Origin of the sequence: Pseudoalteromonas sp. SG44-17, from assembly GCF_014164235.1 — a bacterium.
Taxonomy (GTDB): domain Bacteria; phylum Pseudomonadota; class Gammaproteobacteria; order Enterobacterales; family Alteromonadaceae; genus Pseudoalteromonas; species Pseudoalteromonas rhizosphaerae.
On the sequence record NZ_JACJEV010000009.1, the window covers coordinates 50,663 to 73,363 of the forward strand.

Below are 22,701 nucleotides of genomic sequence, written 5' to 3' on the forward strand. Positions count from 1 at the left end.
TGGTGCGCGGTGACACTCGTAATATCGCTATTATTAAGGCATAAAGGAAAGCAGCATGGCTGAAGAAGCAAACTTAGAAATTGAAGACGGTAGTAAAAGTAAAAAAAAGCTGATTATAATTATTATTGCTGTGGTATTGGTAATTGGTGGTGCAGCTGGCTTTTTCTTGATGTCTGGCTCCGACGCTGCTCCTGAAACACTTGCGGATGAATCTGTTGCATCAGCAACTGAAACTGCAGATGTAAGTGGTAGTGGTGCAAAGGTTGGCAGTGCCTTATATGTTGCGATGCCTCGACCTTTTATTTTTAACGTACCTGGTGCCAGTCGTGATCGCATTGTGCAAATAAAAGTGCAATTACTAGTGCGCGGTGATGTGAATGAAGAAACGGCTAAAAAGCATATTCCACTTATTGAAGGCACATTGCTTGGTGTGTTTTCAACCACCACCGCAGATGAGCTTGGTACTAGCGAAGGCAAAGAAACCCTACGAGTAGCAGCGCTTGATAAAGTACAAGCCGCGTTAACTGATGTAGAGGGTAGTAAAGTAATTGAGCGGGTGTTGTTTACCGGCTTTGTAATGCAATAAGGGGTCAGCGTGAGTGATTTATTATCCCAAGATGAAATCGATGCCCTGTTGCATGGTGTCGATGAAGTCGAAGAGGAGGATCTACAGGACGGTGATGATGGTAGCGGTAATACGTTGCAATACGATTTTTCTTCACAAGATCGTATTGTTCGTGGTCGCATGCCGACTCTGGAGATTGTGAACGAACGATTTGCTCGACACATGCGCATTAGCTTATTTAATATGATGCGCCGTACTGCTGAAGTTTCTATCAATGGCGTACAAATGATAAAGTTTGGTGAGTATATCCACACTTTATTTGTTCCTACCAGTCTTAATATGGTGCGCTTTCGTCCTCTTAAAGGTACTGGGTTAATCACTATGGAAGCACGGTTAGTGTTCATCCTGGTTGATAACTTCTTTGGCGGCGATGGTCGCTATCATGCGAAAATAGAAGGTCGTGAATTTACACCTACTGAGCGCCGTATTGTACAAATGCTATTAAAAATAATCTTTGAAGATTACAAAGAAGCATGGGCGCCGGTAATGGATGTGTCTTTTGAATATCTTGATTCAGAAGTTAATCCGGCAATGGCTAATATCGTCAGTCCCACCGAGGTGGTGGTGATCAGTTCATTCCATATTGAGCTGGATGGCGGTGGCGGGGATTTCCATATCGCATTGCCGTATTCAATGCTTGAACCTATTCGTGAATTACTCGATGCTGGTGTGCAATCAGATACTGAAGATACCGATTTACGTTGGAGCAAAGCCTTACGTGATGAGATTATGGATGTTGAAGTTGGAATATCAACACAACTGCTTGAAGTTGATTTAACCTTAGCGCAAATTATGGAGCTTAAGGCTGGGGATATTATTCCTGTTGAGATGCCAGAGCACATAACGGTGTTTGTCGAAGAGCTGCCAACCTTTAGGGCTAAAATGGGTCGCTCTCGTGATAACGTCGCGCTGCAAATTAGTGAAAAAATTAAACGTCCTGAATCAGTCAAATCAGAGTTGCATGTCTTTACAAAAGGTGGCAAAAAGCTTGATTCAGATGCGGAATTAGCAGAACTAGAAGATGATCTACACCTTTCCGAAGGCGTAGATTTAGACTGGTAAGAGAATAAAAAGGTTTAATAGTATGAGTGATGACCAAGATACAATGGACGAATGGGCGGCTGCTTTAGCCGAAGCCGAAGGGACCGATAGTTCTGATGGTGCCAAAGTAACTGAACTTGACGAGTTAAGTGATGCTAGACATGAAATGAGTGGCGAAGAAAAACGCAAACTCGATACAATTTTAGATATCCCCGTGACTATTTCGATGGAAGTCGGGCGTTCAAAAATTAATATTCGTAACTTACTTCAGCTTAACCAAGGTTCAGTTGTTGAGCTTGATCGTGTTGCCGGTGAGCCATTGGATGTATTAGTTAATGGTACATTGATAGCGCATGGTGAAGTGGTCGTAGTTAATGATAAATTTGGTATCCGCCTGACTGACGTGATCAGCCAAGTTGAACGGATCAAGAAGCTGCGATGAGCAGTTGGCTTTTTTTATCGACTGCAGCAAGCTCAGCGCTGCCTGCAGCGACACCAATGGGCGACTTACTCTCAATGGTAATGTCTTTAATCATGGTGCTAGTACTGATTGTGGTACTGGCATTTTTGGTTAAAAAACTAAACCCCAATTTAGCAAATACCGACGAATTTAAAGTGGTGCGTAGTTTACCGTTAAGTGCGCGAGAGCGATTAATGGTCGTCGAAATTGATAATTGTCAGCACTTACTAGGCGTAACCCCGCACAGTATTAACTACCTGCATAAATTAGAGACTCCATTGACAGAAAAAGAGTTGCCAGCCCTTGCACAACGTTTTGGTAAACTCTTAAACCCACAAACTAACCACATTAAAAAGAATTAATAATATGACTAAGTGGCTGCTTATACTTTTTGCATTAGTTTTTATCCCCACAGTTAACGCCGAAGGCATTGAAGCGTTAAGTATTACGACTAATCCAGACGGTTCACAAGATTACTCTGTAACCTTGCAAGTACTGGCTATTATGACCGCGCTAAGCTTTATACCTGCAGCGGTGATCATGATGACCTCATTTACTCGCATAATCGTAGTACTGGCTATTTTACGCCAAGCAATTGGTTTGCAACAAACACCATCAAATCAAATATTGTTAGGTATGTCGCTATTTCTAAGTATTTTTATAATGACGCCGGTTTATCAAAAAGTGAATCAGCAAGCTATTGAGCCATATTTAAATGAGCAGGTGACCTCGATTCAAGCGCTTGAACTTGCCAAAGAGCCGATGAAGGAATTCATGCTCTCACAGGTGCGCATAAAAGATTTAGAAACCTTCGCTAAAATTGCTGGGTATGATAAGTTAGATTCTCCTGAAGCAACGCCATTAATTGTATTAATCCCCGCATTTATAACCAGCGAATTACAAACTGCATTTATTATTGGTTTTATGTTCTTTATTCCATTTTTGATAGTCGATTTAGTTGTGGCTTCAGTCTTGATGGCCATGGGTATGATGATGCTCTCGCCGATGATTGTGTCTATGCCGTTTAAAATTATGTTGTTTGTACTTGTTGATGGCTGGAGTTTAGTGATGGGGACTTTAGCTAAAAGTTTTGGCTTAGGCACTTGATATGGCAATACAATACTTTGCCTACAAAGGCTAGGGGGGCACCATGGAACCAGAAATCTTCGTCGATATTCTCAGTAATGCATTATTTTTAGTTATTAAATTAGTATCGGCAATTGTGGTACCAGGTTTATTAGTGGGTTTAGTTGTAGCTGTATTTCAGGCCGCAACGTCAATCAATGAACAAACATTAAGCTTTTTGCCGCGGCTATTAATTACTATCAGCGCCTTGATTGTTGGAGGGCATTGGTTAACGCAAGAGTTAATGGATTTTTTTAGTCGAATAGTGTTAATTATTCCTGAAATTGCAGGCTAGTATGGAATTCCCATTTTCGGTTATTATTCAGTGGCTGAGTGATTTTTTGTTACCACTAGTACGGATCAGCTCGATGATTATGATCATGGCGGGGCTGGGTGCTAAAAATGTGCCTACGCGGATCAAGATGGGTCTAGCGGTAATGATTACTTTTTTAGTTGTACCAGTACTTCCGCCTGCGACATTTAATAACTTATTCTCTTTTGAGATGATATTGGTAGTTATTCAACAAATGTTAATCGGTGTTGCGATAGGTTTTGCTTCTGTACTGATGTTGAATACTTTTGTGTTAGCAGGGCAAATATTAGCAATGCAAACTGGCCTTGGTTTCGCCTCTGTTGTTGATCCTTCTAATGGTATGAGTGTGCCTGCTGTTGGGCAGTTTTATTTGATTCTAGCCACGCTATTATTCTTTGTATTTAATGGCCATTTAATGATGATCCAAATGGTAGTGCATAGCTTTGAGGTGCTACCAATCGACGGTAATTGGTGGGCGGTTGATCATTATTGGGACATAGTGACGTGGGGCGGCTGGATGTTTACTACCGCCTTGGTGTTATCTTTGGCGCCTTTAACAGCTATGCTGGTGATTAATATGTCGTTTGGTGTGATGACCCGTGCAGCACCGCAGTTAAACATTTTTTCAATCGGTTTTCCGTTTACCTTGGTTGCAGGTTTAGTCATTATTTGGGCAACCTTAGGTAACTTTGTTACTCAATTTGAATTTCAATGGCTAAAAATGATTGAGTTAATGTGTACTTTAGTTGGTTGTTCCCCATAGGAGAGAGTGATGGCTGAAGATTCAGGTCAAGAAAAAACCGAAGAACCCACGGGGAAAAAAGTAGACGACGCGAAAAAGAAAGGCCAGGTTGCGCGCTCAAAAGAGCTTGGCACCATGTTTGTACTTATTTTTTCAGCGATTTCATTACTTATGTACGGACCTGAGATTGGCAAGGGACTGTATAATATAATGGGTCGCATGCTCAGTTTGAACCGCAATGAAACCTACGATACTACTAAAATGTTTTCTGTGTGGGGAGCGGTGGCTGATGCGCTAGTATTTCCGATGGCGATGTTCGTGTTTATTATTGTGCTGGCGGGTATCATAGGTAATACCTTGTTAGGTGGTTTTAACTTTAGTTGGGAGGCGGCAGCACCCAAAGCCAGTAAAATGTCACCAGCAAAAGGTATAAAGCGGATGTTAGGTCCACAAGCGGGCGTCGAGTTGGTGAAATCGATTTTAAAGTTTGTGGTCGTGGCGGGCTTTGCCATTTTTTTGATCAACACCTTCTTTGATGAAATTCTTCATCTGAGTATTGAAAGTGCGCCGGGCAATATCATTCATGCCTTAGAGATACTCGCATGGATGTTTTTAGGGCTGACCTGCACCTTAACCATTATTGCTGCGATTGATGCGCCATATCAAAGCCATAAACATCACAAAGAATTAAAAATGACTCTACAAGAAGTCAAAGATGAATATAAAAATTCTGAAGGTGATCCGCAAATCAAAGCGCGTATAAGACAAACGCAAAGACAAATGTCGCAGCGACGCATGATGCAGGATGTGCCAGATGCCGATGTAGTTGTTACCAACCCTACTCATTACTCTGTGGCATTAAAGTACGACACAGAGCGCGCTGGCGCGCCTATATTAGTTGCCAAAGGCGTTGATGAGATGGCGATGCAAATTAGAAAAATAGCCATAGGTAACGAGGTACCCATTGTAGAGTCCCCCATGCTTACTCGAGCACTGTATCATACTGCCGAAGTAGGAGAACAAATCCCTGACCAACTATTTACTGCAGTCGCACAAGTTTTAGCTTATGTATTTCAGCTTAAACGCTTTCAAAAAGGCCGTGGTAAACGCCCTACAAAATTGAATAAAACACTCCCAATTCCAGATGCCTATAAGTATTGATTTGAATAATCAGTATTCTTTTAAGCTCGTAATTAATAACTTGGAATAGTTATTGCAAATTCCGTTTAGTGTCAATTTTTTGAAATTGTAGAATTATGGAATTTAAAGCTGTATTACAACAACTTAATAAAGATAAAAAAGAGTATTTAAAAGGTGTTGGTACACCTTTGCTGGTGCTCGCTGCGCTGGGCATGGTGATTTTACCGTTACCGCCATTTTTACTCGACATTCTTTTCTCGTTTAATATAGCTTTAGCATTAGTGGTGTTGTTAGTGACAGTTTACACCATGAAGCCTGTTGAATTTGGGATGTTTCCCGCAGTACTATTGATTGCAACTATTATGCGTTTGGCACTAAATGTTGCCAGTACCCGGGTGGTGCTGCTTGAAGGCCATAACGGTGGCGATTCCGCAGGTAAAGTAATCGAAGCTTTTGGTTCAGTGGTAATTGGTGGCAACTACGCAGTTGGTTTAGTGGTGTTTTTGATTTTGATCATCATCAACTTTGTGGTAATCACCAAAGGCGCAGGCAGGATCTCTGAGGTATCGGCACGCTTTACCTTAGATGCGATGCCAGGCAAACAAATGGCCATTGATGCCGACTTGAATGCGGGTTTTATTAGTGCAGAGCAAGCACGAGACCGCCGTGAAGAAGTCACCCGTGAAGCGGACTTTTATGGCTCTATGGATGGTGCGAGTAAGTTTGTAAAAGGTGATGCGATTGCTGGTATAGTGATACTGATCATCAATATTGTTGGCGGCTTGTTTGTTGGTATGATCCAGCATGATTTAAGCTTTGGTAACGCAATGGAAGTGTATACCTTACTGACCATTGGTGATGGTCTAGTTGCACAATTACCATCATTACTGTTATCTATTGGCACTGCAATTGTTGTTACTCGTCAAAATGAATCGCTCAATATGGGCGATCAATTTAAGAAACAACTCGGTAACGAAAAATCATTATTTATTGCTTCGGGTATTTTAATCGTGATGGGTTTGGTCCCGGGTATGCCACATTTTGCCTTTTTAAGCCTTGGTGCTTTACTTGGTTATTTAGCGTATTACACCCAGCAAAGTAAGCTCAAAGAAGCGGCTGCTAAGGAAGCAGAAGCTGCCAATGGCGGTGCAACAGGCACTGGTGTTGCTAACAAGCAAGAGCAAAAAGAGCTAGGTTGGGATGATGTACAACAAGTTGATGTAATTGGCCTCGAAGTTGGCTATCGCTTAATTCCATTAGTTGATCAATCACAAGGTGGCGAATTATTAAACCGAATTAAAGGGGTACGTAAAAAGTTATCTCAAGAACTTGGTTTTTTAATTCCACCGGTGCATATTCGCGATAACTTAGAGTTAGACCCAAATGCATACAGAATTACCATGATGGGTGTTTCAAGTGGTGAGGGCGAGCTTAAGCACGGTGATGAGTTGGCTATTAATCCTGGCCAAGTATTTGGTCCAATAAAAGGGATTGCTACTAAAGATCCTGCCTTTGGTCTAGACGCTATTTGGATCAAACCAGATCAAAAAGATGAAGCACAATCACTCGGTTATACCGTGGTTGATGCAGCGACTGTGGTAGCAACGCATATTAGTCAGTTACTAACTAACAGCGCGGCCTTGTTACTCGGCCACGAGGAAGTGCAAAATCTATTAGATATGCTGGCAAAAAGTCATCCTCGTTTAGTTGAAGGGCTAGTGCCAGATATTTTACCACTAACAGCAATTGTTAAAGTATTACAAAATTTATTAAATGAAGGCGTTGCTATTCGCGATATGCGTTCAATTGTACAAACCCTTGTTGAGTATGGCCCTCGAAGCCAAGATCCTGATGTATTAACCGCAGCAGTGCGAATTTCACTGCGCAGATTAATTGTTCAAGACGCGGTTGGAATGTCATCAGAAATCCCTGTCATAACCTTGGCGCCTGAGTTGGAACAGATGTTGCATCAGTCACTACAAAATGCAGGCGACGAAGGTGCCGGAATAGAGCCAGGACTTGCAGAGCGACTTCAACAATCATTAAATGAAGCGCATCAAAACCAAGAAATGGCCGGTGAACCTTCGATATTGCTAACGTCAGGAATGTTACGCACTGTGTTATCTCGTTTTGTTAAGTACACCATTCCAGGATTGCGAGTGATGTCTTATCAAGAGGTACCAGACGAAAGACAGATCAAGATTGTCAGCTCAGTAGGCCAATAATCGGATTTTAAAGGGGTTGAACCATGAAAATAAAACGTTTTTTTGCTAAAGATATGCGCACCGCACTGAAAGAAGTTAAAGATGAACTCGGTGTAGATGCTGTAATCATGTCAAATAAAAAATTAGCCAATGGGGTAGAGATTGTTGCCGCCGTTGATTATGAAAAAGCAGCCCCGAAAGCACCGGCACAACCACATGTTGCTAAGGCGCAACCGCAAACGAATGCTAACTTTGTTAAACCTGCGCCACAACGTGCGCAGCATGAGCCGCAAGCTGCGGTAGCTGATAGCTTACAAGCATTATTAGAGCGCCAATCACCGCGTCCACGCTCACCTGAGCTTGCGTCTATGTTTAGCCAGTCAGGCATTGATACATCTACTCAGTATCAACCACAGCAACAACATCAAGCACAGCAAGCTCGCCATGAACCACAAGCGCATAGTGATTTTGCTCGTCGCGATACTGCGCCGCGTCCACAAACGCAAGCACATAGCTTAGGTTTTGATGATGATCTAGAAAGTGGTTTTGATGATTTAGATACTCCGATGCCAACAAAAAGTGCAGCCAAAACAGATGAAATCACCGCTATGCGTGATGAAATGGCTGCGATGCGTCAATTACTTGAGTATCAGGTATCGGGTTTGATGCAACAAGATTTAGCGCGTCGCGATCCTACCCGCGCATGCATGATCGATCGTTTAGTTGGAATGGGTATCGACAGTGAAGTTGCAGAGCAAATGGCCTGCTTTATTCCGGACGATGTGTCACGTCAGCAAGCCTGGCAAGCACTATTGCAAATGGTTGAAAACCAAATGCATACTACAAATAACGAAATCCTTCGCCAAGGCGGGGTATATGCACTTGTTGGTCCTACTGGGGTAGGTAAAACTACAACCGTGGCAAAACTTGCAGCCCTTGGCGCACAAAAATATGGTGCAGATAAAGTTGCGCTAATTACCACTGATACTTACCGTATTGGCGCTTATGAACAGTTAGCTACTTATGGCCGGATCATCGGTTGTGGTGTAAAACAAGTTAAAGATGCCAATGAATTAGCAGAAGTTTTATATCATTTACGAAATAAGCGTCTAGTATTAATAGATACCGCGGGAATGAGCCAACGTGATTTACGTTTAACTGAGCAGCTAAATACATTAATGCGTAATCAACGTGTCGATATTCGCAATTATTTAGTGCTCAGTGCGACCGCACAAATTAATGTTTTACAAGAAACCGTAAGACATTTTAAGAAGGTACAATTAAGTGGCTGTATTTTCACTAAATTAGACGAATCATTAAGTTTAGGTGAGATTATTAGTATAGCGATTCAAAATCGCCTTCCAATAGGGTATCTTACTAACGGTCAGCGCGTTCCAGAGGACATTCGGGTCGCCAATGCAGAGAAATTAGTAAAAAAAGCAGAACAATTGTATTTAAAAAGAACAAAAGCACAACATTCACGACGCCAAGCAGTAGCGTCAAGCACAGTAGGGATGTATGATTAACACAGTATTAGATCAAGCAAGTGGCCTGCGTAAAATGAGTCAAAACAATAATAACGGCGTTAAAGTTATCGCTGTAACAGGTGGTAAAGGTGGCGTAGGGAAAACTAACGTCTCACTTAACACTGCGATTGCGTTGGGTCAGCTCGGAAACCGAGTGTTAGTTCTGGATGCCGATTTGGGTTTAGCAAATTGTGATGTGATGTTAGGGCTTCGGGTTGAACGTAATCTATCTCATGTACTATCAGGTGAATGTGAGCTCGATGAAATTTTAGTTGAAGGGCCTGCAGGAATTAAAATAGTACCAGCGACGTCAGGCTCACAAAGTATGGTGGAACTTTCACCATCAGAACATGCTGGATTAATTCGTGCTTTTAGTGAGTTGAATACCGAATTTGATATATTAATTGTTGATACTGCTGCTGGTATCTCTGACATGGTATTAAGTTTTTCGCGCGCAGCGCAAGATGTCATGGTAGTAGTATGTGATGAACCGACCTCAATAACCGACGCTTATGCATTAATCAAAGTGTTGAGTCGTGAGCATGGTGTGTATAAGTTTAAAATAGTTGCTAATATGGTGCGCAGTATGCGTGAAGGCCACGAACTATTTGCTAAGCTCTCAAAAGTAACGGATCGCTTTTTGGATGTCTCAATGGAATTGGTTGCAACAGTCCCTTATGATGAAAACATGCGTAAAGCAACTCGTCGTCAAAAAGTAATTGTTGATTTATTTCCAAATTCTCCAGCGGCAATTGCATTTAAAACATTAGCGACAAAAGCAGTTAAATGGCCTATACCTAATCAACCATCTGGCCATTTAGAATTTTTCATAGAAAAATTAGTAAACGGCTAACTATGACGGCATCGGTGAATAAAGCGATGGGATATCAATCGACACAAAATTTAAATGTGATTGTTGAGCGACATGCTTCTTTAGTTAAAAAAGTGGCTTGTCATTTGATCGCTCGTTTACCCGCGAGTGTGCAACTCGATGATTTGATTCAATCGGGGATGATAGGGTTAATTGAAGCATCAAAAAACTTTGATGCGACTAAAGGTGCAAGCTTTGAAACCTTTGCAGGCATTCGTATTCGTGGTGCGATGCTGGATGAAATGCGCCGAGGTGATTGGGCTCCTCGCTCAGTGCACCGTAATAGCCGCAGAGTTGCTGAAGCGATTAGTGAGCTAGAAAGCAGCCTGAATCGAGAACCTAAAGATAGTGAAGTTGCTGAAAAACTTGATATTACGCTAGATGAGTACCATCATATTCTTAGTGATGTAAATTCAAGTAAGGTTTTAGGTATAGAAGACTTGGGAATTGATGAAGATGTTATCACACCAGTGGGACATGATTTAGCACTAGACAAGCCCTTTAATAACGTTAAAAATGAACGTTTTAATCAATCATTATTAACAGCTATACAATCTTTACCTGAACGAGATGGGTTAGTATTGTCGCTTTATTATAATGATGAAATGAATTTAAAAGAGATTGGACATATACTCGATGTAAGCGAATCGCGTGTGAGTCAGATACATGGTCAGGCGATGATTAAGCTCAAAGCAAAAATCAATGACTGGATTAACTAGTAGTAAGTAAATATAGGTTCAGACCTCACCGGAGGATGTTTTGGATAAAAACATGAAAATTCTTGTTGTTGATGATTTTTCGACGATGAGACGTATTATCAAAAATCTGTTAAGAGATTTGGGTTTTACAAATGTACAAGAAGCTGATGATGGCTCAACAGCTTTACCGATGTTGCAGAATCAAGAATTTGATTTTGTAGTAACAGATTGGAACATGCCTGGCATGCAAGGAATTGACCTCTTGCGCGCTATCAGGGCCGATGACAGCCTGAAACACATCCCTGTTTTAATGGTAACAGCAGAAGCTAAAAAAGAACAAATTGTTGCTGCTGCACAAGCTGGTGTTAACGGCTATATCGTTAAACCATTTACAGCCGCAACACTGAAAACCAAATTGGAAAAAGTGTTTGAGCGTTTAGGTTAAATAAATAGGAGAGGCTTATGTCAGCACCAGCTGCGCCTCAGATCAGTTTAGAACAAGCCCGGCAGCTTGTGGTTTACCTTGAAAATGGTGAACAAGATAAAGCTGATCAGTTAATTATTGATGCGGCGTCAAAAGAGCAATCAGAATTATTTGCCGAAGTAGGCAAACTTACGCGTCAGCTTCATGATGCGTTGAAAAATTTTGAGCTTGATACACGTTTAGCTGATTTGACCAAAGACGCACTCCCCGATGCTAAGCAGCGTCTAAACTATGTTATGGAAATGACAGAGAACGCTGCTAATAAAACCATGGATGCTGTAGAAGCAAGTTTACCAATTGCCCAACAGCTTGCAGATGATATTTCAGACATTAAACCCACTTGGGATCGTTTAATGAATCGTGAAATTGAGCTAGGTGAGTTTAAAACATTATGCCACAGCTTAGATAAGTTCATGAATAGCTCGCAAACTAAAACGGATGAGTTGCAAGGACTCATGACCAATGTCTTGATGGCACAAGATTTTCAAGATTTAACAGGTCAAGTGATCCGTCGAGTGATAGAGCTTGTCAGAGAAGTAGAAGACAGCTTGATCCACTTGTTGACAGCATTTGGTAGCCAAGATGATAGCGAAACAAAAACAATAGCACCAGTCATTGAAAAACCGCCTGCTGAAAATACACTTGCAGGCCCTGAAGGGCCAATTATTGATAAAGAATCTCGTGATGATGTTGTCTCAGGACAAGATGATGTTGATGATTTATTATCAAGCTTGGGCTTCTAAGAGGAGAGAACTGCATGAGCTTTGAAGTCGATGAAGATATTTTACAAGATTTTCTAGTAGAGGCTGGAGAAATTCTTGAGCTTTTGTCAGAACAGCTGGTGGAGCTTGAAAATAACCCAGATGATACCGAATTACTCAATGCAATTTTCCGTGGTTTTCATACGGTAAAAGGCGGCGCAGGTTTTTTAAGCATGACTGAGCTAGTTGACGCTTGTCACGGTGCAGAAAACGTTTTCGATTTATTGCGTCAAGGTGTTCGTAAGGTTAATTCTGAGCTGATGGACGTGATCTTGCAAGCGCTCGATACTATCAACGAAATGTTTGCGACCATCCAAAGCCGAGAAAAACCAGAACCTGCAAATCCAGAGTTGCTGGCTGTTTTACATAAATTGGGATTGCCGCCAACTGCTGAAGAACTAACTGGCGCTGCTGAGCCTGCAGACGATACTCCTGTTGTTGATGCTGATGCTATTTTAGATGATTCTGATGATCCATTTGCATTTGACTTGTTATTTGATGGTCAAGTTGATAGCGATAAAAAAGATGTTCAAATCGATGATATATCAGAAGATGAATTTGAAAGTTTGCTAGATGAGCTGCATGGAAAAGGACAAAGTCCTGTAACTCCAGCAGTAACAGTTAGCAATGAGTCATCAAATAGTGATATTACTGATGACGAATTCGATAATTTATTAGATGAATTACATGGTGTTGGTAGCTTTGGTTTGGTCAGTAATAAAGATGCTGCAAGCACCGAAAATACTGCGCCTAAACCGCCCCAAGCGTCATCAGAGCCAACTAAAAGTAATAGTCCAGACGAGATCAGCGATGATGAGTTTGAAGCATTATTAGATGAATTGCACGGTAAAGGGAGTGCACCACAAGCAGTTGCAGATACTGAGCCAACACCCGCTCAAAAACCAGTCCCTCCCCCAGCACCTGTTGCCGCAGCTAAACCTGCGCCTAAACCAGCAGTGTCTGAGCCTGCGAAAGCGGCTGAAAAGCCAGCTCCAGCGACAGCTGTTGCGAAAAAATCAGTTCCACCACAAGCTGATACCACTGTGCGCGTTGATACAAAACGCCTTGATCAAATAATGAATATGGTCGGTGAACTTGTGCTAGTGCGCAATCGCCTAGTCAGTTTAGCAACCAATACTGAAAGTGAAGCGATGGGTAAAGCCATTTCAAACCTTGATGTAGTAACTGCGGACTTGCAAGGTGCGGTGATGAAAACGCGGATGCAACCGATCAAGAAAGTGTTCGGTCGTTTCCCTCGCGTAGTACGTGATTTAGCCCGCAGTTTGAAAAAAGACATCAATTTATTGCTCGTGGGTGAAGAAACTGATTTAGATAAAAACTTAGTTGAGGCACTGGCAGATCCTTTAGTCCACTTGGTGCGTAACTCTGTAGACCACGGTATTGAAATGCCTGATGTGCGTGAAGCGGCAGGTAAAGCAAGGACTGGGACTGTAACTTTATCAGCATCGCAAGAAGGTGATCATATTTTGCTTACCATCCGAGATGATGGTGCTGGTATGGATCCCGAAAAGCTGAAAAAAATAGCAATCAATAAAGGGGTGCTTGATCACGAGCAAGCTGCTCGATTATCTGATACAGAAGCCTATAACCTTATTTTTGCACCAGGCTTTTCCACCAAAGAACAGATCTCTGATATTTCGGGTCGTGGTGTGGGTATGGATGTGGTGAAAACCAAAATTACCCAACTAAATGGTTCTGTGAGTATTCAATCTGAGCTAGGTGTAGGTACAATCCTAGAAATTAAAGTTCCGTTAACGTTGGCTATTTTGCCGACATTGATGGTGGTTGTCGGTGAGCAAACATTTGCATTACCACTGGCTGGTGTTAATGAAATATTCCACCTAGATCTAACTAAAACGAATGTAGTTGATGGCCAATTAACCATTATTGTTCGTAAGAAAGCACGACCGTTGTTTTATTTAGAACATTGGTTAGTCAAAGGTGCTGACAGATCATTACGCAAAGCTCAAGGCCATGTTGTAATTGTACAAATAGGTACGCAACAAGTTGGTTTTGTAGTGGATTCATTGATTGGTCAAGAAGAAGTTGTTATTAAACCGCTTGATGCTTTACTACAAGGAACACCTGGTATGGCAGGTGCAACGATCACGTCTGACGGTGGTATAGCGCTAATCTTAGATGTTCCAAACCTGTTAAAACATTACGCAGGTTAGTCCAATTCTTATCTTATTGTGAGAGCTATATATGGCTCTCACAGATAAAATTTACATAGAGTATGCCAATGGCAGTTAAAGTTTTAGTTGTTGATGATTCAAGTTTCTTTCGCCGCAGGGTGAGCGAAATACTCGAGCAAGATAAGGATATTGAAGTAATTGGTTTTGCGGTAAATGGCAGAGAAGCGGTAGACAAGACAAATCAATTGCGTCCAGATGTAATCACTATGGATGTTGAAATGCCTGTGCTTGATGGTATTAGTGCTGTAAAAGAGATCATGGCAGCAAATCCAACCCCAATTCTGATGTTCTCTTCCTTGACCCGTGATGGCGCAACAGCAACCTTAGACGCACTTGATGCGGGTGCTTTAGATTTTTTACCGAAAAAATTTGAAGATATTGCTCGTAATAATGAAGATGCGATTAAGTTATTACAAAATAAAGTAAAAGAAATTGGACGCAAGCGTCTATCACGCTTCAGTAGGCCGACACCGACACCTTCCGTTTCTGCAGGTACAACAAGTCGACCTGCGATAACTCAACCTGATAGAAGTTTTAACCGCAGCACAGCGCCCGCTTCGAACATTGCAGCTAATACACGTGCTTCGGGTAAGAAATATCAAATAGTTGCAATAGGCACCTCCACAGGGGGGCCTGTCGCACTGCAAACTATTTTGACTAAGTTGCCGGCCAACTTCCCACATCCCATTTTGTTAATACAGCATATGCCAGCTGCGTTTACGCCAGCATTTGCCGCTCGTTTAAATGGCTTGTGCAAAATAAAAGTAAAAGAAGCACAACAAGGCGACCGATTAATGCCAGGCGTCGCTTATCTAGCGCCAGGTGGTCAACAGATGCTGGTTGAGGGACGAGGTGGAAATCGCACGTTACGTGTTTTTGAGGACGACAGTGCGCGGATCACTTATAAGCCCAGTGTTGACGTTACTTTTGCTAGTACAGCCAAATCTTTTCAAGGTGATGTGTTAGCTGTGGTACTTACAGGCATGGGCGCTGATGGACGAGATGGTGCAAGAATGCTCAAACAAGCCGGCGCCACTATTTGGGCGCAAGATGAAAAAACCAGTGTGGTATATGGTATGCCACAGGCGGTTGCTAACGCTGGGCTATCGTCGGCAAGTATCGCACTTGAAGAGGTTGCTAATCGGTTAGTTCGAGAAATTGGTTGTGGATAAGTTGTCGTTTCTAGGCCTGTTCGTTGCACTTTTGGCGATTGGCTATGGTTACTCACTAGAGGGTGGGGTTGTAAGTGCTTTATTTAATGGCCCAGCACTAATTATTGTATTGGGTGGTACGTTAGGTGCTGTAATGCTACAAACACCGGCACATACGTTTAATAAAGTCTTAAGAATAAGTCATTGGGTGTTTTTTCCTCCAAGTCATGATATCGACAGAGCAATTGAGCAAGTTAAAAGTTGGTCACAAAAAGCTCGCCAAGAAGGGTATTTAGCGCTTGAAGAAGTAGCATTAACACATCCAGACCCGTACGTTGCCAAAGGCCTGAGTTTATTGATTGATGGTAACAGCGAGCAAAAACTTAGAGATGCGTTAGAAATTGATTTATTGTTAGAGAGGGAACGTTTACTTGAAGCCAGCCGGGTATACGAGGCGTTGGGCGGTTACAGTCCTACTATCGGTATATTAGGTGCAGTGCTTGGTCTGATCCAAGCAATGTCATTTATCACTGAGCCTGAAAAGTTAGGTGCGGGGGTTGCGACGGCTTTTATCGCGACCATCTATGGGGTTGGTTTAGCAAATTTACTGTTTTTACCCATGGCTAATAAGCTAAAACAACAAGTAGAACAAAAGATGCTGTTTCATGAGTTATTAGCTGAAGGAATTATTGCAATGAGCCAAGGTGATAGCCCTGTCAATATTGAGCTGAAACTTGAAGCGTATCGTGTAGAGCGTCCAAGTCAGCTACAAGAATAATTATTATGATGCGCCGTCGACTTCGTCACTCATCGACCAAAAGTCAGCATACAGAACGTTGGCTAGTGTCGTACGCCGATTACATGACTATTATGTTTGCATTCTTTGTAGTGATGTATGCGATTGCGATTAATAAAGAAGAAAGCTTCCAAATTTTATCTGATTCGCTGGAGCAGGTTTTTGACAAGTCAGCTCGTCAGTATAGCCAAGAAGGTCAAGGTGTGACCGGTACTGGTTTATTAACCGACAGAGTAAGCCCAGAAAAAGAACTGTTGTTTGGTGAGAGTATTCAAAAGCAAGAAGTTGGCCCGCAGTTACTTGATGGCCAAAGCGACACCAGTAACATAAAACAAAAACACTTAGGTAAACCGCTAGATAGTTTATTAACTAAATTACAATCAGCTTTGATCGATGAAATACGCGATGGCGAAGCAAGTTTAGAGTTACACCAAGACTGGTTGATTATTGAGTTAAGCTCAGGAATGTTATTTTCCAGTGGCAGTGCTGTGGCGCATCAACGCGCGAAAGCAGTAATAAAATTAGTGAACGATATTATTGCTCCTGTAGATAACTACGTCAGAGTACGTGGTTATACCGATAATGAAACTATTCATAATGAAATGTTTCGTTCTAATTGGGAGCTATCTGTTGCAAGAGCGACCTCTATTTTAGTCGAACTTGATGCATTGGGTATCAACCCTGCGCGAATGGCCATCGAAGGTTACGGTCAGTATTCTCCTTTTTCCGATAATGATACAGAGCAAGGGCGCGCTGAAAATCGTAAAGTAGTCGTTGCATTATCAAAATATGGTTTACCACCCAAGCCCATTGTATCAATCGAGCAATCAGCAATAGAAACTGAAGCTGAGCAGCCAATTGAGTTGCCAAGTGATGATAACACTATTAAAGTGATCCAACTCCCACACGGTGGTATACGAATTACAACGCGCAACGAACAAAAATAAGGTGTGATGTGAAAATTTGGACGGTAGCAAATCAAAAAGGCGGAGTAGGGAAAACGACCACGGCTGTGAGTTTAGCTGGTATATTAGCGCTGCAAGGAAAGCGGGTATTACTGATTGATACCGATCCTCATGCATCTTTAACGTATTACTTTGGCATTGATTCAGAAGATTTAGAAGTTAGTGTGTATGATATATTTGCCCGTGGTAACACCATGGCAAGTGAAGAAATATTGCAAGCTTTGTGTCCATCGAACATAGACAACTTAGATATTCTTCCTGCAACTATGGCTATAGCGACACTCGATCGTAGTATGGGTAATAAGACCGGAATGGGGCTTATCTTAAAAAAAGCCTTAGCAAAAATTAGTGAGCATTATGATTATGCTATTTTAGATTGCCCGCCAGTGTTAGGTGTCTTAATGGTTAACGCATTGGCTGCAAGTGAGCGCATTTTAGTGCCAGTACAAACTGAGTTTTTAGCTCTCAAAGGGCTTGACCGAATGATGCGGACCATGGAATTAATGCAAAGCTCGCAATCAAAGCAGTATCAATATACCATTATCCCTACAATGTATGATAAGCGCACAAATGCATCCCTTGAAGCATATAAGACATTACAGCAAACGTACCAAGAAAAAGTATGGCCAGGGGTAATACCCGTAGACACTAAGTTCCGTGATGCAAGTTTAGCTCAACAAGTACCGATTCAGTATTGTCCACGCTCAAGAGGTGTTTATGCTTATCGCGCATTACTCGATTATTTGATTGAACAAGGTTAATGAATGAGTAAGCAATTATTTGCTAATGAAAAAGTAATGACCCAGTACTTGGGGGCTTTACTGTGCGAAGACGATGAGTCAACAGACTTACACCCGGTTGCAAAATTACTCGAACAAGTTCCATCCACAGAAAGTAGCAATAAAATGCCACTAAAGGCATCGCAGCAAACGATTGTGCAGCCAAACGCACTTGATGAGCCAAAGACGAGCCTTGAGAAAGAAATACCAGCGCAAATTACACCGCTCCTTGAGAAACCACAGATCCAAGCTAATATCAAAGATATAGCTAAAGTGAGCGAACAGTTAAATATTGCTAAAGACAAGACTCCTGTACAGCGTCAAGAAGATTATTTTGACGGCGAGTTTCAGGCGTTATTCTTTGAAGTGGCAGGGCTGACTCTCGCTGTACCATTAAAAGCATTAGGTGGTATTCATCAATTAGGTGAAGTTAATCAGCTTTTTGGTAAACCCAAGTGGTTTAAAGGAGTGATGCTAAATCGTGATGAGAATCTTAATGTAGTCGATACTGCTCGCTGGGTGATGCCAGAAAAGTATACCCAAGAGTTAGAAGACAAATTAAACTACCAATACTTAATTACTTTAGGTAATAGCCAATGGGGATTGTTGGCTGAAAAGCTAGTTAATAATATTACACTACGTAGTGAAGATGTAAAATGGCGAGCTAAAAGTGGCAAGCGGCCTTGGCTTGCAGGTGTAATTAAAGAAAAAATGTGTGCCTTAATTGATGTGCAAAGCTTAGGTCAATTATTAGAGCAAGGTTTAGATAGCCGCGACCAGTAACGATATTTGGAGTAATAACATGAGTGAACAAAGATTATTATCAAGCAGTAAAAATACCGATGGCAATGATGAAGTATTGCAGTGGGTAACTTTTAAGCTTGAATCAGAAACCTATGGTGTGAATGTGATGCAAGTGCAAGAAATTTTGCGTTACACAGAGATTGCTCCAGTACCAGGTGCTCCAAGCTATGTTTTAGGGATTATTAATTTACGTGGCAATGTTGTAACAGTAATCGATACGCGTGCACGATTTGGTTTGATGTCTGCAGAAGCAACAGACAATTCACGAGTATTAATTATTGAAGCTGAAGAGCAAGTTATTGGTATCTTAGCCGACAGTGTAGCAGAAGTGGTTTATTTACGTAGCTCAGAAATTGATAGTGCACCAAACATTGGTACTGAAGAAAGTGCCAAGTTTATTCAAGGTGTTAGTAATCGTGATGGTGAATTATTGATTTTAGTTGATTTAAATAAATTACTAAATGACGAAGAGTGGGATGAGTTGAGCGATTTATAACGCTTACGGAAAAACTATGTTGTTATACTCGTTGCTTGGAGTCTCAATTGTACTGGTGCTAGTATGCCTGGGACTAATTTTTATTAATAATAATAAGTACGCTGCAGCATTAAAAAGCAAAATACTGCAACTGCAAGAAACTCAACAACAGCTCAGTATTTTACGCAGTGAAGTCGCAGAAATGCGCACCGGTATGCTAAGTATTGGTAAGCGCTTAGTTGCTGTAGAGCAGCGAAATCAAGAGTTAGCGCAGTTACAAGATGCGCAAAAATATGACGATCCTGATGCGAAAATTTATTCTCGAGCAGTGAAAATGGTTGAATTAGGTGCCGATATTGAAGAGATCATACGAGAGTGTGAACTTCCACGTGCCGAAGCCGAACTATTAATGTCGTTACATCATCAAAAGGGCGCTAATTAGCGCCTTTTATTTTTTACGCCTGAATATTTAACTTGCCTTGAAAGTCTTGCCAGCCAGGTGGAAATTTACCCCGCAGTACATATGAAAAAGCAATCAGTTCGGCAATCACATAATACAGTTCTCTTGGGATCTCTTCGCCAAGCTCTAAATGCGATAACGTTTTAGCCAAAGCTTCATCTTTGTGGATCAAAATTCCTTTTTCTTCTGCGGCTTTAATGATCTCTTCTGCGAGCTCACCAAACCCTTTACTACTGACTGTAGGAGTGCGACCGGCTTCGTAAACTAAACCAATTGCAGACTTATGTTTTGGTATCTCACTCATGGTTTAAACCTTAATATTAATAATGGCATGGGACTGATAAAAAGCTTGGTGTTGCGGCGCACCTTGGCTTAGCTTCATTTCACCAACTTGTAAGCCATGAGCTGTTAATTTATGGCGCAAACTCTCAAGATGCGGATGAGCCATTGCGGTGATATCTTGGCTTGAGGCAAGTAATTGACAATCTAGTGCTTTATCCATTAATTCAGCGGTGATCTGTAATTGGCCTAGCTCTGCGTAATCAAAATTAAGTCGCACAAACCAAACATTTTTATCTTCGAGTTTATTTTGGCTTGGTTTTTTATATTGCCCTAATGAAATTTCTGTCTGTGCGGTTTCCGGTGGCAGTCGCATCGGCAGTAAAAATTGTACTAACGGATTATTATCAGGCTGCTGATTTAAGGGGGTCGTGTTAATTTGGCTAATTGCAGTTTTTATTTGGCTCAGCTCAGCCGCTAATGCTTGTGATTGTGGCTGTAGTAATTGTTCTTGCAGTTTCTGTGGGTTAATTGCTTTAAAGTTAGGCACCAATACTTGGAGTAAAGCATCAAGTGAGCTTTGACTATTAAAATTCAATGCGCTGATATTTGCTAAGCTTGGAGCCGCTAAAATAGCCACGGCCAAATGCTCAACAGATTGGCTAAAACTATTTTGCAGGGCACTATTTGTTAAGCTTTCTGGACGTAAAACACTGAGTATTTCTCGTTGAATGGTTAACGGTTGCAACGATTGGCTGTCAATCATGCGGCTAAAAGCTTGATTGACTAGCCGATTTAAATCGACATTATCACTCACTTTGGTCGTTGCTAGTTTATCAATTTGTGAAGCGATATGCTGTTTATCGTAGTTTGCTGCTGATTTAAAATTAGGCAGCGGCTTTTCGCTAGGCGTTTTTAATAGTGACGCCAATAATTTGGCTTCCAATGGTAAGCTTATTTGGCTGGCTGGCAAAGCGCTAGTTATCGGCCCTTTTAATGGTGCATCGATATGTGAGTGGGTACTTGATTTTAGATTGTCGTTGTTTAACTGTGCTGTTAGAGATGCTACTTTGGTATCTACCCCAGCAGCAAACGGTGGAGTTGTTTTTAATTTTTGCTGAGCATCGGCTATAACTGTTTTGGCTGCAGCGCTATTATCACTGACATTGACAGTTGTACTATTGATTTTGCTGGGTAGAATTTGTTCGGAACTGCGTGCCGGCGCTTTAGTGATAGGTTCTTTATTTAGCTGAGCCGGTTGAGTCGGTTGAGCATGAATATCAGCGGCTGTTTGTTTTGGATTAGCAGTAACCTGCGGTATTTTATTTTGCGCTACTGCAGTTTGCTTGCTGGATTGAATCGCGGCGGCTAGTTTATTTAATTGCTGATGGCTATCTGTATCGTTGCTCAGTGGCGCCGCAGTAGTACTGTTATTTTTAACCACATTAGGCTCTGTAATACTTGCTAAACCGGCTTTTAATCGCTGAAATAACTGTACCAGGGGAGGCGACTGGTGATAATGCTTTGGCAGCGCGGTACCTTGACTGATATCTGCCAGTAATGGTTGGGTGTTGCTTGTCGCCATTGCCACAAGGTTTATTTGCCGGAGTGATTTGGGTAATAAGGTTTGTGCAGTTTGATGTGTTGGTGTTAGCGATTGTGCTACAGCTGATTTATTGCTGATCATTGCTAATTGACTAAATGGTTTGCTTTCAAAATAGCGTACTGCGTCACTTATTCGGGTTTTTAAGTCAGCAAAACTGTCTTGTAACCACGAGCTTATTGGGCTGCTACTGACCAATGAGGGGCTAATAGGTGCTGCACTTGTTTGGGTATTAAACTGGCCTGGTACATGGCTTTTTTGTACCAGTGAATTAAAAGTATGGGCTAATGAATTTTTTAACTGCAAGGCTATTTTTGGTAGCTGCGTTTTTATTATTAATTGTTCATTAAGCGCATTTAATTGTACTTTTTGAATTACTCCGCCAAGCTGAGTTGTGTGTGTACTGTGGCTCTGTAACGGCTGCTGAGGTACTAATTTAATACTGCCATTATAGTTATTAAAACTCAGTATTACGGCGTTTTTATCTAGCTGTAGCTGCCCATTAGGCACTTGTTTACTTAGCCAAAGAGCAAGTTTTGCTTGACTGATTGGCTGTTGGTGAAGTGTATCAGCAAAGCGATTAATAACACTTAAGGTAAAATTATTGCGGTTCGGAGTAATTATTGCTTTTAGGCCTTGTTCACTGTGCAGTAGTTGGGCGACTTCTTTATTGATAGGAATACTGGCGTGTAATTGGTTTAACAGTAATTTTGCAGCAGGTTGTAAAATAATTTGCAACGACAATGGTTTATTATCGACCTGATCACCACTATTAATAAAATTCAAAACACTTTGCAGCTGGTTTGTTTGGCGTAGGCTGATTTCAGTTTGTTTTGGTAAAATAGTGAGTTGTTTACCATCATTACTGAGTTGAATATCGGCACTGGCAATTTTTTGAGTGTTTGTTTCAGTGCCAGTTGTAGCTAAGCGCAATGTTTGCCAATGCTTATCAATATAGACTTCCATCTGCACAGAGCCATTGGCGAATACGATATTTTTAGCGCTGAGTGTTTGCTCGCTGAAAACAGGTAATTGCTGTGCAACGCCATTGTGTGACGAATGACTTATAGGAAGCGAATTCGCTAATGTTATCTGTGTAGGTTTGTTCATTAATTTAAATCAAGTTTTCGTTAATAGGTGCAAAGCATTATTCGTATTACCCTATCATTATGATAGACTAACG

24 protein-coding genes are annotated in these 22,701 nt (G+C 41.5%); 22 read left to right on the plus strand and 2 right to left on the minus strand.

Annotation, left to right across the window (positions count from 1 at the left end; translation table 11 throughout):
• Nucleotides 1-55: 55 nt before the first annotated feature.
• The 22 genes from fliL (at nucleotide 56) to H5182_RS08800 (ending at nucleotide 19,618) form a co-directional block, all read left to right on the plus strand.
• Nucleotides 56-586 carry a flagellar basal body-associated protein FliL gene (gene fliL, locus H5182_RS08695; protein ID WP_145239392.1) on the plus strand — a complete coding sequence of 177 codons (531 nt, stop codon included), beginning with the start codon at nucleotides 56-58 and terminating at the stop codon, nucleotides 584-586.
• Between the two features lie 9 nt (nucleotides 587-595).
• Entirely contained in the window at nucleotides 596-1,687 is a 1,092-nt protein-coding gene (fliM, locus tag H5182_RS08700; protein WP_145239389.1) for a flagellar motor switch protein FliM, read from the plus strand.
• A gap of 22 nt (nucleotides 1,688-1,709) precedes the next feature.
• On the plus strand, nucleotides 1,710-2,108 hold the full coding sequence (gene fliN / locus H5182_RS08705; protein WP_145239385.1) for a flagellar motor switch protein FliN: 399 nt from the start codon (nucleotides 1,710-1,712) through the stop codon (nucleotides 2,106-2,108).
• Nucleotides 2,105-2,488: a flagellar biosynthetic protein FliO gene (gene fliO / locus H5182_RS08710; RefSeq protein WP_145239382.1), complete on the plus strand. Its 384-nt coding sequence runs from the start codon at nucleotides 2,105-2,107 to the stop codon at nucleotides 2,486-2,488. Before fliN ends, fliO begins: the two co-directional genes overlap by 4 nt.
• Before the next feature lie 4 nt (nucleotides 2,489-2,492).
• A complete protein-coding gene (fliP, locus tag H5182_RS08715; RefSeq protein ID WP_145239379.1) occupies nucleotides 2,493-3,233 on the plus strand; it encodes a flagellar type III secretion system pore protein FliP in 741 nt (246 codons plus the stop codon).
• Nucleotides 3,234-3,276: 43 nt separating this feature from the next.
• On the plus strand, nucleotides 3,277-3,546 hold the full coding sequence (fliQ, locus tag H5182_RS08720; protein WP_145239376.1) for a flagellar biosynthesis protein FliQ: 270 nt from the start codon (nucleotides 3,277-3,279) through the stop codon (nucleotides 3,544-3,546).
• A 1-nt stretch (nucleotide 3,547) separates the two neighbouring features.
• Complete coding sequence (gene fliR / locus H5182_RS08725) at nucleotides 3,548-4,327, plus strand: flagellar biosynthetic protein FliR (RefSeq protein WP_145239372.1); 780 nt, start codon at nucleotides 3,548-3,550, stop codon at nucleotides 4,325-4,327.
• Between the two features lie 9 nt (nucleotides 4,328-4,336).
• Nucleotides 4,337-5,467: a flagellar biosynthesis protein FlhB gene (gene flhB / locus H5182_RS08730; RefSeq protein ID WP_145239369.1), complete on the plus strand. Its 1,131-nt coding sequence runs from the start codon at nucleotides 4,337-4,339 to the stop codon at nucleotides 5,465-5,467.
• 95 nt (nucleotides 5,468-5,562) lie between these two features.
• Nucleotides 5,563-7,671: a flagellar biosynthesis protein FlhA gene (gene flhA, locus H5182_RS08735; protein WP_145239366.1), complete on the plus strand. Its 2,109-nt coding sequence runs from the start codon at nucleotides 5,563-5,565 to the stop codon at nucleotides 7,669-7,671.
• Nucleotides 7,672-7,694: 23 nt separating this feature from the next.
• A complete protein-coding gene (flhF, locus tag H5182_RS08740) occupies nucleotides 7,695-9,176 on the plus strand; it encodes a flagellar biosynthesis protein FlhF (RefSeq protein WP_182759892.1) in 1,482 nt (493 codons plus the stop codon).
• A complete protein-coding gene (locus tag H5182_RS08745; RefSeq protein ID WP_145239360.1) occupies nucleotides 9,169-10,029 on the plus strand; it encodes a MinD/ParA family protein in 861 nt (286 codons plus the stop codon). The genes flhF and H5182_RS08745 overlap by 8 nt, the downstream gene beginning before the upstream one ends.
• 26 nt (nucleotides 10,030-10,055) lie before the next feature.
• Complete coding sequence (locus tag H5182_RS08750) at nucleotides 10,056-10,766, plus strand: RNA polymerase sigma factor FliA (protein ID WP_145239602.1); 711 nt, start codon at nucleotides 10,056-10,058, stop codon at nucleotides 10,764-10,766.
• A gap of 40 nt (nucleotides 10,767-10,806) precedes the next feature.
• Nucleotides 10,807-11,190, plus strand: coding sequence for a chemotaxis response regulator CheY (cheY, locus tag H5182_RS08755; RefSeq protein WP_016708035.1), 384 nt, complete (start codon nucleotides 10,807-10,809; stop codon nucleotides 11,188-11,190).
• A 17-nt stretch (nucleotides 11,191-11,207) separates the two neighbouring features.
• A complete protein-coding gene (locus H5182_RS08760; RefSeq protein WP_145239357.1) occupies nucleotides 11,208-11,972 on the plus strand; it encodes a protein phosphatase CheZ in 765 nt (254 codons plus the stop codon).
• A gap of 14 nt (nucleotides 11,973-11,986) precedes the next feature.
• Nucleotides 11,987-14,185, plus strand: a complete 2,199-nt coding sequence (locus H5182_RS08765; RefSeq protein WP_182731013.1) for a chemotaxis protein CheA — start codon at nucleotides 11,987-11,989, stop codon at nucleotides 14,183-14,185.
• Between the two features lie 68 nt (nucleotides 14,186-14,253).
• A complete protein-coding gene (locus H5182_RS08770) occupies nucleotides 14,254-15,378 on the plus strand; it encodes a chemotaxis response regulator protein-glutamate methylesterase (RefSeq protein ID WP_182759893.1) in 1,125 nt (374 codons plus the stop codon).
• On the plus strand, nucleotides 15,371-16,135 hold the full coding sequence (locus H5182_RS08775; RefSeq protein ID WP_145239348.1) for a flagellar motor protein: 765 nt from the start codon (nucleotides 15,371-15,373) through the stop codon (nucleotides 16,133-16,135). The genes H5182_RS08770 and H5182_RS08775 overlap by 8 nt, the downstream gene beginning before the upstream one ends.
• A gap of 5 nt (nucleotides 16,136-16,140) precedes the next feature.
• A complete protein-coding gene (locus H5182_RS08780; RefSeq protein WP_145239345.1) occupies nucleotides 16,141-17,100 on the plus strand; it encodes a flagellar motor protein MotB in 960 nt (319 codons plus the stop codon).
• Between the two features lie 8 nt (nucleotides 17,101-17,108).
• Nucleotides 17,109-17,879 carry a ParA family protein gene (locus H5182_RS08785; RefSeq protein WP_145239342.1) on the plus strand — a complete coding sequence of 257 codons (771 nt, stop codon included), beginning with the start codon at nucleotides 17,109-17,111 and terminating at the stop codon, nucleotides 17,877-17,879.
• A 3-nt stretch (nucleotides 17,880-17,882) separates the two neighbouring features.
• Entirely contained in the window at nucleotides 17,883-18,680 is a 798-nt protein-coding gene (locus H5182_RS08790) for a chemotaxis protein CheW (protein ID WP_145239338.1), read from the plus strand.
• A 19-nt stretch (nucleotides 18,681-18,699) separates the two neighbouring features.
• Nucleotides 18,700-19,197, plus strand: coding sequence for a chemotaxis protein CheW (locus tag H5182_RS08795; protein WP_145239335.1), 498 nt, complete (start codon nucleotides 18,700-18,702; stop codon nucleotides 19,195-19,197).
• 16 nt (nucleotides 19,198-19,213) lie between these two features.
• Nucleotides 19,214-19,618: a DUF2802 domain-containing protein gene (locus tag H5182_RS08800; protein WP_145239332.1), complete on the plus strand. Its 405-nt coding sequence runs from the start codon at nucleotides 19,214-19,216 to the stop codon at nucleotides 19,616-19,618.
• 13 nt (nucleotides 19,619-19,631) lie between these two features.
• On the opposite strand, the gene H5182_RS08805 is transcribed toward H5182_RS08800, so the two are convergent.
• Nucleotides 19,632-19,940, minus strand: coding sequence for an EscU/YscU/HrcU family type III secretion system export apparatus switch protein (locus tag H5182_RS08805; protein WP_145239329.1), 309 nt, complete (start codon nucleotides 19,938-19,940; stop codon nucleotides 19,632-19,634).
• Nucleotides 19,941-19,943: 3 nt separating this feature from the next.
• Complete coding sequence (locus H5182_RS22335; RefSeq protein ID WP_259398265.1) at nucleotides 19,944-22,628, minus strand: flagellar hook-length control protein FliK; 2,685 nt, start codon at nucleotides 22,626-22,628, stop codon at nucleotides 19,944-19,946.
• Nucleotides 22,629-22,701: the final 73 nt, after the last annotated feature.

Coding starts and splice junctions, on each gene's coding strand:
- H5182_RS08770 (WP_182759893.1), top strand. CDS start 14,254: ATGGCAGTTAAAGTTTTAGTTGTTGATGATTCAAGTTTCTTTCGCCGC.
- fliN (WP_145239385.1), top strand. CDS start 1,710: ATGAGTGATGACCAAGATACAATGGACGAATGGGCGGCTGCTTTAGCC.
- H5182_RS08780 (WP_145239345.1), top strand. CDS start 16,141: ATGATGCGCCGTCGACTTCGTCACTCATCGACCAAAAGTCAGCATACA.
- H5182_RS08800 (WP_145239332.1), top strand. CDS start 19,214: ATGTTGTTATACTCGTTGCTTGGAGTCTCAATTGTACTGGTGCTAGTA.
- flhA (WP_145239366.1), top strand. CDS start 5,563: ATGGAATTTAAAGCTGTATTACAACAACTTAATAAAGATAAAAAAGAG.
- H5182_RS08750 (WP_145239602.1), top strand. CDS start 10,056: ATGGGATATCAATCGACACAAAATTTAAATGTGATTGTTGAGCGACAT.
- fliL (WP_145239392.1), top strand. CDS start 56: ATGGCTGAAGAAGCAAACTTAGAAATTGAAGACGGTAGTAAAAGTAAA.
- fliP (WP_145239379.1), top strand. CDS start 2,493: ATGACTAAGTGGCTGCTTATACTTTTTGCATTAGTTTTTATCCCCACA.
- H5182_RS08765 (WP_182731013.1), top strand. CDS start 11,987: ATGAGCTTTGAAGTCGATGAAGATATTTTACAAGATTTTCTAGTAGAG.
- H5182_RS22335 (WP_259398265.1), bottom strand. CDS start 22,628: ATGAACAAACCTACACAGATAACATTAGCGAATTCGCTTCCTATAAGT.
- fliR (WP_145239372.1), top strand. CDS start 3,548: ATGGAATTCCCATTTTCGGTTATTATTCAGTGGCTGAGTGATTTTTTG.
- fliQ (WP_145239376.1), top strand. CDS start 3,277: ATGGAACCAGAAATCTTCGTCGATATTCTCAGTAATGCATTATTTTTA.
- fliO (WP_145239382.1), top strand. CDS start 2,105: ATGAGCAGTTGGCTTTTTTTATCGACTGCAGCAAGCTCAGCGCTGCCT.
- H5182_RS08805 (WP_145239329.1), bottom strand. CDS start 19,940: ATGAGTGAGATACCAAAACATAAGTCTGCAATTGGTTTAGTTTACGAA.
- flhB (WP_145239369.1), top strand. CDS start 4,337: ATGGCTGAAGATTCAGGTCAAGAAAAAACCGAAGAACCCACGGGGAAA.
- H5182_RS08790 (WP_145239338.1), top strand. CDS start 17,883: ATGAGTAAGCAATTATTTGCTAATGAAAAAGTAATGACCCAGTACTTG.
- H5182_RS08745 (WP_145239360.1), top strand. CDS start 9,169: ATGATTAACACAGTATTAGATCAAGCAAGTGGCCTGCGTAAAATGAGT.
- flhF (WP_182759892.1), top strand. CDS start 7,695: ATGAAAATAAAACGTTTTTTTGCTAAAGATATGCGCACCGCACTGAAA.
- H5182_RS08795 (WP_145239335.1), top strand. CDS start 18,700: ATGAGTGAACAAAGATTATTATCAAGCAGTAAAAATACCGATGGCAAT.
- H5182_RS08760 (WP_145239357.1), top strand. CDS start 11,208: ATGTCAGCACCAGCTGCGCCTCAGATCAGTTTAGAACAAGCCCGGCAG.